The sequence below is a fragment of the Streptomyces sediminimaris genome (assembly GCF_047049295.1).
Classification (GTDB): Bacteria; Actinomycetota; Actinomycetes; order Streptomycetales; family Streptomycetaceae; genus Streptomyces; species Streptomyces sediminimaris.
Genome location: NZ_JBJWOT010000001.1, coordinates 74,261 through 91,125, shown reverse-complemented (window position 1 = coordinate 91,125; position 16,865 = coordinate 74,261). Strand labels below are relative to the sequence as shown.

At 71.0% G+C, this 16,865-nt stretch carries 10 protein-coding genes; 8 read left to right on the top strand and 2 right to left on the bottom strand.

The genetic code is table 11. The features are described from left to right. Positions 1-104 precede the first annotated feature (104 nt). The 3 genes from ACJ9NR_RS00440 to ACJ9NR_RS00430 all read left to right on the top strand — a co-directional run bounded on the left by ACJ9NR_RS00440 (position 105) and on the right by ACJ9NR_RS00430 (position 3,112). Positions 105-1,379 (top strand): sensor histidine kinase, encoded by a 1,275-nt coding sequence (locus ACJ9NR_RS00440; protein WP_412490416.1) that lies wholly within the window; start codon positions 105-107, stop codon positions 1,377-1,379. A gap of 1 nt (position 1,380) precedes the next feature. Beyond that, a complete protein-coding gene (locus tag ACJ9NR_RS00435; RefSeq protein ID WP_412490546.1) occupies positions 1,381-2,040 on the top strand; it encodes a response regulator transcription factor in 660 nt (219 codons plus the stop codon). Between the two features lie 127 nt (positions 2,041-2,167). After that, entirely contained in the window at positions 2,168-3,112 is a 945-nt protein-coding gene (locus ACJ9NR_RS00430; protein WP_412490417.1) for a CPBP family intramembrane glutamic endopeptidase, read from the top strand. 551 nt (positions 3,113-3,663) lie between these two features. Here ACJ9NR_RS00430 and ACJ9NR_RS00425 read toward each other — a convergent pair. Both ACJ9NR_RS00425 and ACJ9NR_RS00420 read right to left on the bottom strand, forming a co-directional pair. Then, positions 3,664-5,361: a purine-cytosine permease family protein gene (locus ACJ9NR_RS00425; RefSeq protein WP_412490418.1), complete on the bottom strand. Its 1,698-nt coding sequence runs from the start codon at positions 5,359-5,361 to the stop codon at positions 3,664-3,666. 225 nt (positions 5,362-5,586) lie between these two features. Then, positions 5,587-5,757: a hypothetical protein gene (locus ACJ9NR_RS00420; protein ID WP_412490419.1), complete on the bottom strand. Its 171-nt coding sequence runs from the start codon at positions 5,755-5,757 to the stop codon at positions 5,587-5,589. 788 nt (positions 5,758-6,545) lie between these two features. On the opposite strand from ACJ9NR_RS00420, the gene ACJ9NR_RS00415 reads away from it, so the two are divergent. From ACJ9NR_RS00415 to ACJ9NR_RS00395, 5 genes are all read left to right on the top strand, one after another. Beyond that, positions 6,546-8,153, top strand: coding sequence for an acyl-CoA carboxylase subunit beta (locus ACJ9NR_RS00415; RefSeq protein WP_412490420.1), 1,608 nt, complete (start codon positions 6,546-6,548; stop codon positions 8,151-8,153). 66 nt (positions 8,154-8,219) lie between these two features. Next, complete coding sequence (locus ACJ9NR_RS00410; protein WP_412490421.1) at positions 8,220-10,025, top strand: fatty acyl-AMP ligase; 1,806 nt, start codon at positions 8,220-8,222, stop codon at positions 10,023-10,025. Continuing rightward, the gene (locus ACJ9NR_RS00405) at positions 10,022-14,122 is read left to right on the top strand and encodes a beta-ketoacyl synthase N-terminal-like domain-containing protein (protein WP_412490422.1); all 4,101 of its coding nucleotides are present in this window, start codon (positions 10,022-10,024) and stop codon (positions 14,120-14,122) included. Before ACJ9NR_RS00410 ends, ACJ9NR_RS00405 begins: the two co-directional genes overlap by 4 nt. Positions 14,123-14,172: 50 nt before the next feature. Next, positions 14,173-15,174: an alpha/beta hydrolase gene (locus ACJ9NR_RS00400; RefSeq protein WP_412490423.1), complete on the top strand. Its 1,002-nt coding sequence runs from the start codon at positions 14,173-14,175 to the stop codon at positions 15,172-15,174. A 130-nt stretch (positions 15,175-15,304) separates the two neighbouring features. After that, entirely contained in the window at positions 15,305-16,552 is a 1,248-nt protein-coding gene (locus ACJ9NR_RS00395) for a PucR family transcriptional regulator (RefSeq protein WP_412490424.1), read from the top strand. Positions 16,553-16,865 lie beyond the last annotated feature (313 nt).

Genomic DNA, 16,865 nt, shown 5'->3' with positions numbered 1-16,865 from the left:
CCGCAGCCCCCCGGTTGCGGGTACAGCAGGCTGTACTCCCCGGCACCCAGGCTGACAGCGAACGGACTCTCGGCATAGGGTCCTTCGCGACGAAGGGAGGGCAGGTGGCCGTCGACCAGGACGCCGCGGACGGTGATCGGAGCGCGGGCCTCAAAGCCACCGTCGTGCAGGCCACGAGGGCCGCGGGCGCGGCGATCGGGCAGCTCGCCTCCGGGCTCGGTACGTCCGTCCTGGCCCTCCTGGTACTGCTCTGGCTGGCCGCCACCGCTGTGGCGAGCCTGGTCGGAGTGGGTCTGCTCGTGGCCCCCGCCGTGCTGCGCGTACTGCACGGCCTGGCCGGACGGGAACGCGAGCGGCTGGGCCGCTGGGGTCCCGAGGTCGTCTCCCCACAGCCTTCGCCGACACGGCTACGGCCCGCCCTCGTCGACCCGGCCACCCAGCGGGAGTTCCACTGGCTGGTCCGGCACGCCACCCTCGGACTCCTGCTGGGACTGCTCGGCGTCCTCCTGCCCGTCCTCGCCATACGCGACAGTGCCTTTCCGCTGTACTGGAAGTTGGCGCCCGCGAACGCGACGGCCACATCCGTGGGGGTCGGCGTCGCACACTCCTGGCCGGACGCCCTCGCTGTGACCTTGCTCGGTGCGGGCTGGATCGCCATCATCCTCGGCCTCACCCCCGGCATGGCGCGTCTGCAGGCCCGGCCGGGACGCCGGTTCCTCGCGGCCGGACCGGAAGTGGACCTGTCGCTGCGTATCGCCGAACTCACCAGCACCCGCGCGGCCGCCCTCGACGCCCACGCCACCGAACTGCGCCGCATAGAGCGCTCGTTGCACGACGGCACCCAGAACCGGATGGTCAGCGTGACCGTCCTCCTCGGTGCCGCCCGCCGCATGGTGGCCCGCGATCCCGCCGGCGCCGACGAACTCCTCGAACGCGCCCAGTCCGCCGCCGAACAGGCTCTGGCCGAACTGCGCTCGGTCTCGCGGAGCATCCTGCCTCCGGTGCTCAAGGACCGCGGGCTCGCCGGTGCGCTCTCCGGGCTCGCCGCGGAGTGCGCCGTGCCCTGTCGGGTCGACGTGGACGTATCGCAGCGGTGCGCCGCGTCCGTCGAGGCGACCGCCTACTTCGTCGTCGCCGAGGCCCTGACCAACATCGCCAAGCACAGCGGCGCCGGGCGGGCCGCGGTGACCGTCCAGGCCCGCGGCGGCCGTCTCCACCTGTGCGTCGAAGACGACGGACAGGGCGGCGCCGACGACGAACGTGGCTCCGGACTCGCCGGCATCCGCCGCCGGATCGCCGCCCACGACGGCACACTCACCCTCGTCAGCCCGCCCGGCGGCCCCACAACCCTGAAGGTGGAACTTCCCTGTGGCTCATGACCTGCGCATCGTGATCGCCGAGGACGACCCGTTGCTGCGCGAAGGGCTCGCCCTGCTGCTGCGTGCCGAGTCCCTCGACGTGGTGGCCACGGCCGGTACTCCCGACGAGGCGCTGGACGCCGTCGACGCGCACGAGCCGGACGTCGCCATCCTCGATGTACGAATGCCGCCGACCCATACCGACGAGGGGATCGTCGCAGCGGTCGAGGCCCGGCGCCGGCGGCCCGATCTGGCGGTTCTGGTCCTCTCCGCGTACGTCGAGCAAAGCTTCGCCACCGAACTGCTCACCGGCGGTGTGGGCGGCCTGGGCTATCTGCTCAAGGAACGGGTGGGCCGGGTGGAGGAGTTCCTCGACGCGCTGGGCCGGGTGGCGGCGGGCGGCACCGCCATCGACCCCGAAGTCGTCGCCCAGCTCTTCACCCGGTCCCGCCAGGACACCCGGCTGGACCGGCTCAGCCCCCGCGAACGGGACGTACTCGTCCTGATGGCCGAGGGGTTGGGCAACACGGCCATCGCCGAACGGCTCGTCGTCACCGAGGGCGCCGTCCACAAACACATCCGCAGCATCTTCGCCAAGCTCGACCTGTCCCCCACCGACCAGGTCGACCGGCGCGTCGCCGCCGTCCTGCACTACCTGGAGGATGCCCGCCGCCGAGCCTGACGGGTGCGGCGGACGGCTCCGGTACAGCCTGCTGTACCACCGCCTGGGGCACCCACGGCAATGATCTGCGGACGCGGCGCTGATGTGCTGAGCACGTCACGTCATCCGCATCCGGAGGGACACCACGGTGAGTACCCAGACACCCGTCACCAGCGACATCCAACCCGCCGAGCGCGTGCCGAAGGCCCCTGCCGGGCTCCGGGGCAGTATCGGCCGCCGCCCCTTGACCTGGTTCTTCTCGCTGGCCTACCTGCTGAGTTGGCTGGCCTGGACACCGTACGTCCTGTCGGAGAACGGCTTGGGTGTCCTGCGCTTCTCCTTCCCCGGGGCCGGCGGGACGAACGAGCTTCTGGGTGTTCTGCCCGGCGCCTACCTCGGCCCGATCATGTCGGCGTTCCTGGTCACCGCAGGCTCTGAGGGTCGTGCCGGACTGCGGGTCTGGATCGGGCGGATGACCAAGCTGCGGGTCGGCTGGCGCTGGTACGCCGCAGTCCTCCTGTCGGTGCCCGTCGCGCTCATTCTGACCTCGTCCGCGCTGGCCGGGCGCGGCCCCGTACTGCCGCCGGTCGCGGTGCTGGCCGCCTACCTGCCGGGGCTCGTCCTGCAGGTGATCACCACGGGTCTGGCCGAGGAGCCCGGCTGGCGCGAGTTCGCCATGCCCCGCCTCCAGCGACGCCACGGCCCTGTGGTCGGCACCCTCATCCTCGGCCCGCTGTGGGGTGCCTGGCACCTGCCGTTGTTTCTGACCGAGTGGGGCGACTGGATGGGCGGGTCCTGGATCGGGCCGGTGGAGTTCATCGCCACCGCGATGGCGATCAGTTTCGTCATGACGTGGGTCTTCAACCGTACCGGCGAGAGCCTGCCGTTGGCCATGCTGCTGCACACCAGCGTCAACAACTTCATCTCCCTGGCGTGGTCGGCGATGTTCCCGTCCCTGTCCCAGGGGAAGGCCGCGCACGCCATTCTGCTCAGCTTCACCGCGGCGGCCCTCATCCTGCTGGTCAGTACGCGCGGTCGGCTCGGCTGCCCGCCCTCTCCCCCTACCGGCGGACAGCCGGGCTTGACAGCCTGACCGGGGCGGTGCCCGGCGCAATCACCCCGGCTCGCCCCTGTGCGATCGTGCGCACCGTGGCCTGGGTCGGTGTGGTCGCCGTGTGCACGGCGCTCGCGACGGCGCCGTCGGGGGTGCCTGTTGAGTCGGCACGGAGCGCAGGGCCGGTGTTGCTACCGGGATTGCCGCCGCACGCTCCGGTCGGTTCCCGCTATCCGAGGCTCTGCCGGCCCCGGCGCCGGCCCGGGTTCGGGTTCGGTGTTCTGGGACATGGGATCTTCCTTGCAGAGACGGCGGCGGTCGGCCGCATGGCTGACTCGGCCAGTGCCGCTCTCGCTCAGGGCATCGTCGGCCACGGCCGGGTGTACGCCGTGCGGCGGAAGGCGTCCCGGGTCCGTGCCAGCAACTCGCTGCGCCTACGACCCGTCCGGCCGGCCGGTGCACCCCTCTCGGCAGCGGCGCTTCCCACCCGTCCTCGTGCTGTGGCGTGCGGTCGGCCGCTGCCGTTCGGCTCCGGCCCACGTCGCAGAACGCGAGCCGGAGCCGAACGGCACACGGGAAGGTGATGGTGGTCAGTCCGCGGACCGCAGGGTGGGAGTGGCGAGGGCGACCGGTCCCGTGCTGGGGCCGCTCTTGCAGGAGTCGTGGCAGTCCTTCTCCAGGCTGCAGCACAGCGAGCAGATCGCCCCGGCGTGGAAGGGGCAGCCCGCCACGTCCGGCCGTTCGAAGTCGGTCGTGCACACGGTGCAGGTCAGCAGTGCTGCCGAGGGCAGGCCGTCCGCCCCGAGCAGCGGCTGAGCCAGATCGTCCACGCGGGCGATGTAGTACTTGCCCTTGGTGAGCGCCGCAAACAGCGGTGAGAGGAGCATCGCGAGGAGCAGGGCGATGAAGGGGGAGTACGCCTTGCCGTAGTCGCCGAAGGCATCGAAATAGGCCGCGATGGAGACGGCGGAGGCGATGAGCATCGAGCCGAAGCCGACCGGGTTGAAGTGGTGGAGGTGGGCGCGCTTGAACTCGACGTAGGAGGGGCTGAGCTTGAGCGGTTTGTTGATGACGAGGTCGGCGACGACCGCGCCGATCCAGGCGATGGCCACGTTGGAGTAGAAGCCGAGGACGGTGTTGAGGAAGCCGAAGACGCCGCCCTCCATCAGGGCCAGCGCGATGGCGACGTTGAGGAAGATGTAGACGACCCGGCCGGGGTGACGGTGGGTGAGGCGGGAGAAGAAGTTGGACCAGGACAGCGAACCGGAGTACGCGTTGGTCGAGTTGATCTTTACCTGGGAGAGGATCACGAAGAACGTGGCCAGACCCAGTGCGACCGGAGCGGCGAAGGTCTTGAAGCCGTGGACGTACTGCTGGATGGGCTCGTTGGCCTTGGACAGACCCACGCTGCCGGCGATGTAGAAGGCGAGGAAGGCGCCGCCGATCTGCTTGGCCGCGCCGAGCACCACCCAGCCGGGGCCGGCGGAGAGCACGGCAGCCCACCACTTCCTCGCGTTGTCGGGCGTCTTGTCGGGCATGAAGCGCAGATAGTCGACCTGCTCGCCGATCTGGGCGATCAGTGACAGGGCCACGCCGGCGCCCGCGCCGACGCCGAGCATGCTGATGCTTGAGCCGGTGGGGGAGTTGCCGGCGAAGTGCGTGAACTGTGAGAATCGGTCCGGTTCCTGGATGGCGATGGACACGAACGGCGCGACCATCAGCACCAGCCAGACCGGCTGCGTCCACACCTGCATCTTCGACAGTGCCGTCATGCCGTAGATGACCAGCGGCAGGATGATCAGAGAGCAGATCAGATAGCCGACGGCGAGCGGGATGTGCAGTCCCAGCTCCAGGGCCTGCGCCATGATCGAGCCTTCGAGGGCGAAGAAGATGAAAGTGAAGCTGGCGTAGATGACCGAGGTGAGCGTGGATCCGAGGTAGCCGAAGCCCGCGCCCCGGGTCAGCAGGTCCATGTCGATGGAGTACTTCGCCGAGTAGTACGAGATCGGGATGCCGGTCAGGAAGATGACCACCGCCGCGGCCAGGATCGCCACCATGGCGCTGGAGAAGCCGTTGGAGACGGCGATCGAGCCGCCGATGGCGAAGTCGGCGAGGTAGGCGATGCCGCCGAGCGCCGTGGTGGCCACCACATAGGGGGTCCAGCGGCGGAAGGATTTCGGCGCGTACCGCAGCGAGTAGTCCTCCAGCGTGTCCTTCTGTGCCCAGTTGTTGTACGTCCGTCCGCCCGTACTCGCCGGCGGTGCTTCCTTGTCGACGATCTCCGTCACGACATTCCCTCTTCCCAGCACTGGGGACGGCCCGGGCGATGCCGGGTGATTGCACGGAAGAGTCACGCCGCACTGTTTCTTGAACGTTTCGCTCCTTTTAAGGGAGAGATCTTTAACGGGCCTTTTATTTGACGCGTGTAGATAGCGCGCCGGCGGTGGCGGACTACGCCTTGCCCGCGGGGAAGCGCGTGGTGCGGCTGCCGCCCTCCCGGCGAAGGCCCCGGCTCATGAGGCCTTCACCGGAACGAGCTGCGGGGAGCGCAGCCGTGCCATGCCGAGCTGGGTGGCGCGCACCTTCTCCGGGTCACCCGCGAGGGAGCGTGCCCCAGCCAGGTCGCAGTCGAGCTTTTCCGGATCCGTGGAGTGGTGGACGAGCCGCTTGAACTCGCCGGCCATGGGCGAGGCGATGTTCAGGAACCTCTGCCGGCGGTCCTCCGCGCAGCGGCGGAGAACATCGGAAGGAGCCTCGCCTCGGACCACGGCCGCCGGTGCCGGGTACAGCACGAACAAGCCGAGCAGGCCGCAGGTGAGGCCGAGAGCGCCGGTCGGGTTGGTGGCGTGCGCGGCGTCCCGGCCACCAGCACCCGGCCGGTCTGGAAACGCTCCGCCGCCCGCTGGTGCAGCCGGTAGGGAGCGTGGTGCACCAGCTCGAATTCCCTCGAGCCGGGGAAAGTGCCGAAGAAGGCGGACACCCGCTCCAGGACCCGCTCGACCGGCAGGTCGGCGTCCTCCGCGTACGTCACCCGCCACAGGCCCTCGTCGTCGATCTTCGCGACGACCGCGCCGTACCGCGGATCGACGGCAGGTGCCGCCGGAAGCTGCGCGTCCTGTAGCGGGGTGCACGCCGGGAAGCGGATGCGAGCCGGGCGGGCGTCGGAGGCGGCCGTAGTACCACGATGAGCCGGGTGGACAACACCACCGCCGGCCAGGGGAGGGCCGCCACTTCGTCGATGCGGCCGACGACGGCGCGCTCGCGGCCGGCTGCACCGCCGCCGGCCTGGTACCGGTTCGACCGCCGGACCCGGATGTACCGGACCGGTCCCGTTCCAGGCCAAGGAGCCGTTCGCTTGTAGCCCGTCTATGAACTCGTGCCGTAGGTCACTCAATAACTTCACATTCGCGACCGCAGGGGAAGACCACGCCTGGTGCAACTGCCATGCTCACAAGCCCTGAAGGAGGTGGCTGTGACCTTCATTGCGGAAACCGTGGAATCGTCGGCGCCCGCCGCTCGCACGACGGCGGGGCGCCTCGACGACCTTGCCGCCCGGCACCGGCGGGCCCTGGCAGGTGGCTCCGCGGCGGCTCTCGCCCGGCAGGCCGCGAAGGGGCGGCTGACGGCCCGCGAGCGCGTTGACCGGCTGCTGGATCACGGGTCCTTCGTCGAGACCGGCGCGCTGGTACGCAGCCGTGGTGACAGCGGTGACACCTCCCTCGGTGACGGTGTGGTCACCGGATCCGGCACTGTCGACGGGCGTCAGGTGTGCGTCTTCGCGCAGGACGCCACCGTCCACGGCGGCAGCATGGGCGAGGCGTGCGGGGAGAAGGTCATCAGAACGATGGACCTGGCGTTGGCGACCGGGTGTCCCGTCATCGGCCTCAACGACTCAGGCGGCGCTCGTATCCAGGAGGGCGTCGCCTCGCTCGCCCTGTACGCGGAGCTGGCCCGTCGCAATGTCCAGGCCTCGGGCGTCATCCCGCAGATCTCCGTGGTCATGGGTCCGTGCGCGGGCGGCGCCGCCTATTCGCCGGCCCTCACCGACTTCACCGTCATGGTCGACGGCACCTCGCACATGTTCGTCACCGGCCCGGATGTCATCAAGGCCGTGACCGGGGAGCGGACGACGGCCGAGGAACTCGGTGGCGCCCGTGCCAGCAACTCCGTGAACGGCAACGCCCATTTCCTTGCCGAGGACGAGGACGACGCCCTCGACCTCGTCCGGGTACTTCTCTCGTTCCTCCCGGCGAACAATCGCGAGAGTCCGCCCGTGTACGCTTGCGCGCCGATCGCCCTCGACACCACGCCCGACGACCGGCGCCTCGACCTCATCGTCCCCGACCGGGCGGGCACCGTGTACGACATGCGTGAGATCCTGCGCACGGTCGTAGACGACGGCGAACTGCTCGAGGTGCACGAACTGTTCGCGCCTAACATCCTCTGCGCCCTGGCCCGGGTCGAGGGACAGTCCGTCGCAATCGTCGCCAACCAGCCGCTGCACCATGCCGGCGTGCTCGACAGCGACGCCTCCGAGAAGGCCGCTCGCTTCGTCCGCTTCTGCGACGCCTTCGGAATCCCGCTGCTGACCTTCGCCGACGTCCCGGGCTATCTCTCGGGCGCCCATCAGGAACAGAACGGCATCGTCCGGCGCGGCGCCAAACTGCTGTATGCCTACGCCGAAGCCACCGTGCCCAAGATCACCGTCGTGGTCCGCAAGGCCTACGGCGGCGGATACGCCGTCATGGGCTCCAAGCACCTGGGAGCCGACGTCAACCTCGCCTGGCCCACCGCCATGATCGCCGTGATGGGCGCCGAGGGAGCGGTGAGCATCCTCCACCGCCGCGAACTCGCAGCGGCGGCGGCCGAGGGAGAGGAAACCGCGGCGCGTCTGCGGACGAGGCTGGTGGAGGAGCACGAGACGACCGCCGCCAACCCGTACGCGGCCGCAGCGCGCGGCTACGTCGACGCGGTCATCGCGCCCAGCACCACCAGGGCGCACCTCACCCGTGCCCTGCGCACGCTGCGCAGCAAGCGCGCCGCCGTCCCCGACCGGCGCCACGGCAACATCCCGTTGTAACGGCATCGCAGCCGGCACCGCCTCGCCCCGGACGAAATCACCACCAGTGACGTGAGGAGTTCTCCCATGCCCGCGCATGCCCTGCCGCACGCCTCCGGCGCGTTACGCACAGGAGCGGAACAGCCGGTCACCCTCCCCGCCCTTCTCGCGCACTGGGCCCACCACACCCCCGACCGCCCGGCGTTCACCTTCGCCACCTACCGGTCCGCCGGCCTGCACGCGAGCCACCGCACGCTCACCTGGCAGCGCCTCGCCACACGCGTCAGGGGGATCGCCGCCCGGCTGGCCGACACCGTGGCACCCGGCGAACATGTCGCCCTGCTCGCTCCTCAAGGCCTCGACTACGTCGTCGGTTTCCTCGCCGCACTCACCGCGGGCACGGTCGCCGTACCCGTGTTCACCCCTGAGCTGCGCGGGCACGCGGACCGGCTGGGCGGAGTTCTCGCCGATGCCCGGCCCTCGGCCGTACTGACGACCAGCGGTGCGGCGGACACCGTGAGAGCCTTTCTGGACGCTCATGAGCTGCGCACTCGGCTGATCGTCACCGACATCGTTCCCGACCGGCCGTCGAGCGTCCCGCACCAGCCCGCACCGGACCCGGAGGCCACCGCCTACCTCCAGTACACCTCGGGATCCACCAGGTTCCCGGCCGGCGTCGAGATCTCGCACGCGAACGTCGTGGCCAACGCCCGCCAAGCGCTGGCAGCGTACGGCGCCGACACCGCTCCCGTCACCACGGTCGGCTGGCTTCCGCTCTACCACGACATGGGACTGGTGCTCAGCGTCGCCGCTCCCGTCGTACGCGGACTGCGGTCGGTCCTGATGGACCCCATGGCCTTTCTCCAACGACCCGCCCGTTGGCTGCATCTGCTGTCCGACCATCGGTACGCCCTCAGCGCCGCGCCGAACTTCGCGTACGACTACTGCGCCGCTGTCGTCACCGACGAGGACAAGACCGGCCTCAGGCTGGACCGGGTCGCCGTGCTCGCCAACGGCAGCGAACCTGTACGACCGGAGACCGCCGACCGGTTCCACGCGGCCTTCGTCGGCCAAGGGCTTCGCGACGACGTCCACTGCCCGTCCTACGGGCTCGCCGAGGCCACCGTCTTCGTGACCGCCCACCGCCCCGGACAGCCGCTGCGCCGATTCGCCCTGGACCGCGAGGCCCTGGCGGCGGGCAAGGCCGTGCCCGTGGCACAAGGCGACCCCGGCGCGGTTTCGCTCACCGCGTGCGGCGAACCCGTGGGCCAGTCGGTGCGGATCGTCGACCCCCTCGCCGCCACGGTCGTTCCGGCGGGGGAGGTGGGCGAGATCTGGGTCCAGGGCCCCAACGTAGGGCGCGGCTACCTGGGCCGTGACCGGCAGACCCGCGAGACCTTCCATGCCCTGCTGGCCTACGCGCGCGGTCGCTGGTTGCGCACCGGGGACCTCGGCACGCTCCTCGACGGGCAGCTCGTGGTCACCGGCCGGCTCAAGGACCTGATCATCGTGGACGGCCGCAACCACTACCCGCAGGACGTCGAGGCCACTGCCCAGGCAGCCCACCGCGTGCTGCGCCCCGACCGCCTCGCCGCCTTCGCCGTTCCCGCCCGGGAAGGGGACACGGAGCCCGGTGCGGTCCTCGCCGCGGAACGTGCCGTGATCGTCGCGGAGCACGTCCGGGGTCTGGACTCGCAGGCCGGCGCCCTCAAGGAAGCCGCCGTCGCGGTGCGGACTGCGGTCTCCGCCCGGCACGGTCTGCGGCTCGGCGACGTGCTGCTCGTCCCGCCCGGTACGGTGCCGCGCACCTCCAGCGGCAAGGTCTCCCGCGCCCTGACCCGCGCTCGATATCTCGACGACTTCTACGGTCGACCGCAGCGAGGCACTTCGTGAACGGGCCCCCGACCGGTTCCACCGAACTGCGACGCCTGGTCCTCGAACGGATCGCCCGCTGGTCCGGGTTGTCCGCCGAGGACATCGCCGGGGACCGGCCACTCATGGAGCTCGGGGTGTCGTCACGCGACGCGGTCGTCATCGCCACCGAACTGGCCCACGCCCTCGGCAGAGAGCTGCCCGCGACACTCTGGTGGGAGTCGCCCACCGTCGATGCGCTGGTCACCCTCCTCGGGGACATCGACCCGTCCGGCGACGAGCCTGGGCCCGATCCGCGAGCGGTGCGCGCCGCCGGGGCGGTCTCCGTCGACGAGGAACCCATCGCGGTGGTCGGGGTCGGTTGCCGTCTTCCCGGCGGTGTCCGAGGGCCCGCCGACTACTGGCGGCTGCTCGTCGAGGGCACCGACGCCGTCAGCAGGGCCTCCGAGGAACGCCTGCGCCACTTCGGCCCCCGGCTGCCGTCGGACGCCAACCTCTGGGGCGGATACCTCGACGACGCCACCCTGACAGGGTTCGACTCGGCCTTCTTCCACGTCCCCCCGAGCGAGGCCGACGCGATGGACCCGCAGCAGCGCATGCTGCTGGAGGTGACCCAGGAGGCCCTGGACCACGCAGCCATCCCCGCCGAGTCCCTGGCAGGGACCGCGACAGGCGTCTTCGTCGGCATCTCCGGCCAGGACTACGGCCGGTTCACCGGAGCCGACCCGTCAACCATCGACCCCTGGGCGGCCACCGGAGCCGCCGCCGCGGTGGCGGCGGGCCGGCTCAGCTACGTGTATGACCTGCGTGGCCCCAGCCTCGCCGTCGACACCGCCTGCTCCTCCTCCCTCGTCGCCGTCCACCAGGCCTGCGTCGCCCTGCACGGCGGTGACTGCGACACCGCGCTCGCCGCCGGGGCCAACGTGCTGCTGTCGCCCGCCGTAACCGTCGCGTTCGGCCGGGCCGGCGCTCTGGCACCGGACGGCCGGTGCAAACCGTTCTCCCGATCCGCGGACGGCATCGGCCGCGCCGAGGGCTGTGCCGTCGTGGTGCTCAGAAGACTGGGCGACGCGGTGGGCGCCGGCGATCGGATCCTCGCCCTCATCACCGCGACCGTCGTCAACTCGGACGGCCGGTCCAACGGGCTGACGGCCCCCAGCCCGCCGGCCCAACGAGCCTTGCTGGAGACCGCCTACGCGCGCGCCGGTGTCGCCCCCGCCACCGTGGACTACGTGGAGGCACACGGCACGGGCACCCCCCTCGGCGACCCCATCGAGGCAGGTGCGCTGGCCGACGTACTGGGCCGTGCACGCCACCCCGACCAGCCGCTGCTCCTCGGTTCGGCCAAAGGCAACCTGGGCCACCTGGAGGCAGCCGCCGGGGTGGCGGGACTGGTCAAGACGGTCCTCGCGCTCCACCACGGTCTCATCCCCGGCTCGTTGCACTGTGATCGTTCGGCCCTCGACGACGACCGGCTGCGGGTGGTCACCGACCCCGAACCCTGGCCCCGCTACGAGGGAACCGCGACCGCCGGGGTCTCCGCCTTCGGCTTCGGCGGTACCAACGCCCACGTCGTATTGCAGGAGTGGCAGCGCACCCCGTCCGTCCCCGGCGCCCAGGACGGCGGCGGTTGCCTGCTCCAGCTCAGCGACACCGACCAGGAGCGGGTTCGGCTCATCGCCACCCGGCTCGCCGACTGGCTCGACACGCCCGGCGGCCGAACCGCCGGGCTCCAGGACGTCGCGCGCACCCTTGCCGGGCGCACCGGCCGAGGTCCCGCCCGCGCGGCCGTCGTCGCCACGGATCACGACGGACTCACCGACGGGCTGCGCGCACTCGCCGCCGACCGTCCCCACTTCCGGGTCGGCACCGGAAACCGGAACCGGCTCGGGCCCGGCCCGGTCTGGGTCTTCTCCGGCTACGGCACCCAGTGGCCCGCGATGGGCCGTCAACTGCTGGGCTGCGAACCTGCGTTCGCCGCCGCCGTGGAGGAACTGGAGCCGGTGCTCGCGACCGGTTGCGGCATTTCCCTGCACGAACTGCTGAGCGACTGCACCGACGACGATCTGCGGAACGTGGCGATCGCTCAACCCCTCCTCTTCGGAACCCAGTTGGCGTTGGCCGAGCTGTGGCGCTCCTACGGCGTCGAGCCCTCCGCCGTCATCGGGCACTCGATGGGTGAAGTCGCCGCGGCCGTGGTCTCCGGAGTGCTCGACCCCGCCGACGGGGCCCGCGTCATCGCCGTACGGTCCCGGCTGCTCGCCACCCTGCGCGGCGGCCAAATGGCGGTCGTGGACCTGCACGACGACGAACTCCCGGCGCTGGAGCGCGAGTTCCCGGGCGTCCACCTCGCCGTGCACTCGTCAGTGAGGGAGAAGACCGTCACCGGTGAGGCGTCGGCCGTCGCCCGGTTGGTGGAACACCTCGTCTCCCAGGGGCGTGCGGCCCGCACCATGACCGTCCAGGGCGCCGGGCACTCGCCCCAGGTCGATCCACTGCTGCCGCAGCTGGTCGGTGATCTCGACGGAGTCCGGGGCCAGTCCGACGGCGCGGTCCGCGTGTATTCCACCGTCCATGACGACCCCGGCCGGCGCTGCGCCTTCGACGCCGGCCACTGGGCGGAGAACCTCCGCCGCCCCGTCCGGCTCGCCACCGCGCTGGCCGCCGCCGCGGCGGACGGACACACCGCCTTCATCGAGATCTCCCCGCACCCCGCCCTCCTGCGCCCCCTCGCCGAGAACCTGCCCCACGCCTTCCACCTGCCCACTCTGCGCAGGGGCGACGACCCCGTCCTCACCTTCCGTCTCCACCTGGCCGCCCTGTACACGGCGGGCCATTCCCTCCCGGCCGACCGCCTCCACCCGCGCGGCGAGGTCATCGACGTCCCGCTCCCGCCCTGGCGGCACACCCGTCACTGGTGGACGGACGCAGACGGCCCGACGCCTACGACAACGCCCGCCGATCCACCGGCCCTTCCCCCACCGCCGGCAGGCCGGGGCAGGGGAGCCGGGACGGTCACCGAGCGGCTCATCCGCCGCATCGCGGACGTCACCGGCCACTTCCCCGAGCAGATCACCGCCGACACCTCGTTCACCGAACTCGGCCTCGACTCGCTGATGGCCGTCCGGCTTCGCGAGGCCGTCGTCCGCGAGTTCGGCGCCGCGCTCTCACTGAGGGACCTGCTCTCGGCCGAGAGCATACGGGGCGTCGCCGAGGCGATCACCCAGGTCCCGCACGACGACCAGCCGGAAGGCAAGCCCGCTTCCCGGGCGTTCGCACCACCTTCGGCGGCTGACCGGCCGGCGCCCCACCCGCTGCGGGCACTGCGCCCGGAGGGCCGGCTCCCGCCCCTGATCCTGGCCCACGCCGCGGGCGGCAGCCCGGACGTCTACCGACCGCTCGCCGGGCTGCTGCCTCCTGGGCTGCCGGTGTACGGGCTGGACCGCGTCGAAGAGGCGGAGAGCGTCGCCGAGAAAGCCCGCCGGTACGCCGAGGCGATCCGCACGGCATGGCCCGGCGGCCGCTACCGGATCGGCGGATGGTCGTTCGGCGGGTTCGTGGCACAGGAGACCGCCCGGCTGCTCGCCGCCGAACTCGCACCCCCCGACGCGGTGGTCCTCATCGACGCCGTGCGTCCACTGCCCCGAGGGGCCGGGCGGACCGCGTGGGACGTGGCACGGGAGCACTTCGAAGGCTTCACCGAGCATGTGTTCCGCACCTACGGGGCACGCCTGGACCTGCCGTACCCCGAACTGGCGGGCCTCGACGACCGGGGCCGTATCGACCTGGTGCTCGCCGCCCTGAACGCAGCTGCCGACATCCCGCCCGCCGCCCTGAAACATCAGCGCGACTCCTATCTTGACCTGCGGACCGGCGAGGAACACACCCCCCGCCCCTACGACGGCCGGGTGATCCTCTACCGAGCCTCCGAACCCGCGCCGCACACAGTGCGAGACCCGGCGTACGAGCGCCTGGACGACGCCCTCGGCTGGGACGAACTCTGTGCCGACCTGCAGATCGTCCGTGTCCCCGGACACCACCTGTCGCTGCTCGACCCGCCGCACGTGCAGGTCATCGCCGACCACCTGAGCCGGGCGCTCGGCCAGGACCCGGCCTGAGCCCGGGCCGTACATCGCCCATCCCGACACGTCACAAGGAGCCGCCCGTCATGTCCGACCGCTCGTCCATCTCGCACCGCGGCCCCTCTCGTCGCACTGTCGCCAAAGCCGCTGCCCTCGGTGCCGCGGGCGTGCTCACCGGGGCCTGGAGAGCCTCGGCCGCCGACGTCACCGTCACACAGCTGGGGCCCCGCACCTACGATCTCGGCGTCCCCTCCGCCGCTCTGGGCCGCACCGCGCCCGTAAGGATCATTCTCCCGACCTCCTACGCGGCTCAGCCGGACCGTACCTGGCCGGTGCTTCACCTGCTGCATGGCGCGCACGACAACTACACCTCGTGGACCCGCGAGACCGACATCGAGGCGTTCACCGCGGGCCAGGACCTGATCGTCGTGATGCCGGACGGAGGACCCACCGGTATCCCGACCCGCTGGCTGAGCGGTCCCGACTACGAGACCTTCCAACTGCAGGAGGTTCCCGCGGTCTTGCGTTCCGGTTACCGGGCCTCCACCGTTCAGGCGGTCGCCGGGGTCTCGACCGGCGGATACGGCGCCATGGCCCACTCGGCCCGCCACCCGGGTACGTTCGCCGCTGCGGCGTCGTACAGCGGCATCCCCGACACCACGGTGACGAGGATGCCGACGATCGTGGAGGGGATCGTGGGGCGGGAGCGTCTCAACCCGCTGTCACTGTGGGGCGATCCAACAGCGAATGCCGCGACCTGGCAGGACTTCAATCCGCTGACACACGCGAACGCACTGCGTGGCACGGCCCTCTACGTATCGGTCGGCAGCGGCAGCCTCACCGGCGGACTCGACACCATCCTCGCGCTCGCTCAGCTCTTCAGCGGCGGCATCGACTCCCTGCTCCCCGGAGCCCTGGAGAGCCTGGTCGCACCCTCCACGGAGAGCTTCGTCAACGCCCTCGGCCAACTCGGCATCCCGGCCAACCAGCACCTCTACCACGGCGGTGGTCACCAATGGAGTGACTGGAAAAGGGAGTTCACCACCTCATGGCCCGTTCTCGCCGGGGCGCTCGGCCTGCCCGTTTGACCCGAGCCGGTTTGTCACGCACCGACAACACCGCGGCCGCTCCTTGTAAGTCCCGCACAACGTGCGCCCGTCGAAGGGAAGATATCGTCGTCGGCTGATCCGCCTTGGCCGAGCGGTAGGAGCAGCCAGCATGGATTCTTTCGCCGTCGTCCCGCACCGACTGGCAGACTTTCTGCGTCCGCACCTCGACGACATCGCCGAGGAAGTGGAACGCGAGGTGCAGGTTCAGGTGCCGGAGTACGCACGCCCAGCCGACGAGGCGTACGTGCGGACCATCAGGGCCGGGGTCAAACAGGCGCTGACGCTGTTCGTGGACCGCATCGCCGAGACGGGCCAGGACCGGGGGCACGTCGCCCGTACCTACCAGGAGATCGGGCGCGGTGAAGCCGGCGAGGGACGAGGTCTCGAAGTCCTGCAGGCCGCACTCCGGCTCGGCGGACGCGCCGCCTGGCGGCGCATGATGACGGCCGCCCACGAACTCGGGCTGGACTCCGCAGAGGTGGCGGCGCTGGCAGACGCGGCCTTCATGCACTTGCACGAGATCATGCAAGCGGCAACGGAGGGCCACACAGAGGCTCGGTTACGCAGCGCGGGGGAGTTGCAGAGGCGCCGCAAACGCCTGGTGGACCTGCTGTTCGGGGACCAGCCCGCCTCCGTCGAAGCGGTCGGTGAACTGGCCCGCGCCGCAAGCTGGCCGATGCCGCGGAGCGTCGCCGTCATAGCGGTCGGCGGCGAGTGCGAACAGGAGGGCGACGAACGACTGCTGCCTTCCGGAGTGCTCGCCGACACGACCGCGCGTCCGGCCCGCCTCGTCATCCCGGACCCGGATGTGCCCGGCGCCCCGCGCGGACGCGCTCTGACCCCGGTGCTACGTGGCCGGCCCGCCGCGGTCGGACCGACGGTCCCGTTGGCACACATCGCGGACTCGCTGCGCTGGGCGGCCCGCGCCCTGACACTCATGCGGCGCGGTGTTCTGCCCGGTGAAGGGGTGGTCCGCTGCGCCGATCATCTCTCGACGCTGATTCTGTACGCGGACGAGCCACTGGTCAGGGCCCTGTCCCACCGGGTGCTCGCACCCCTGGCCGGGATCCCGGCGCCGCAACGTGACCGCCTGGCCGAGACGCTGCTGGCGTGGTTGCAGAGCGAGAGCAGCGTCGGGGGCACGGCCCTTCGGCTGCACATCCATCCGCAGACCGTGCGCTACCGCATGCGTCAGCTGGAGAAGCTGTTCGGCGAGGGCCTGCGGGATTCGGAGACCCGCTTCGAGCTGGAACTGGCTCTGCGGTCCGGTGTGGCCTCCGGGGCGGCCCGCAAGCAGGTCCGGCCGGCACCGGAACCCGTGCGTCCCACGGTTCCCTCCTCACCCTCCCGCTCTTAGTCGTTTCCCGAGTAAAACTGGGTGCGACTTTGTCATGCCGGTCATTAACTCAGGGATTGCGCGACGGCTTAGCTTTTAAGAGCAGCAACCACCTCACCTGGTGGTGGCGGACGTCGTTCGTACACGAGGCCGCACACCACATGAGGAGGCAGGCGGCGGCACGTTCCGGGTCGAGGAAGGAGGCCACCGCGGGGCAGGTCGGGCCGGAGGGCGGAGCGTCTCGCGCCCGGCGGCCGGCCGCCTGCGATTCCACGTCCTGCCATATGAACTTCTCTGCGTGAATGGCGTGTTACGTTCGAGCAAGCCAATTCCT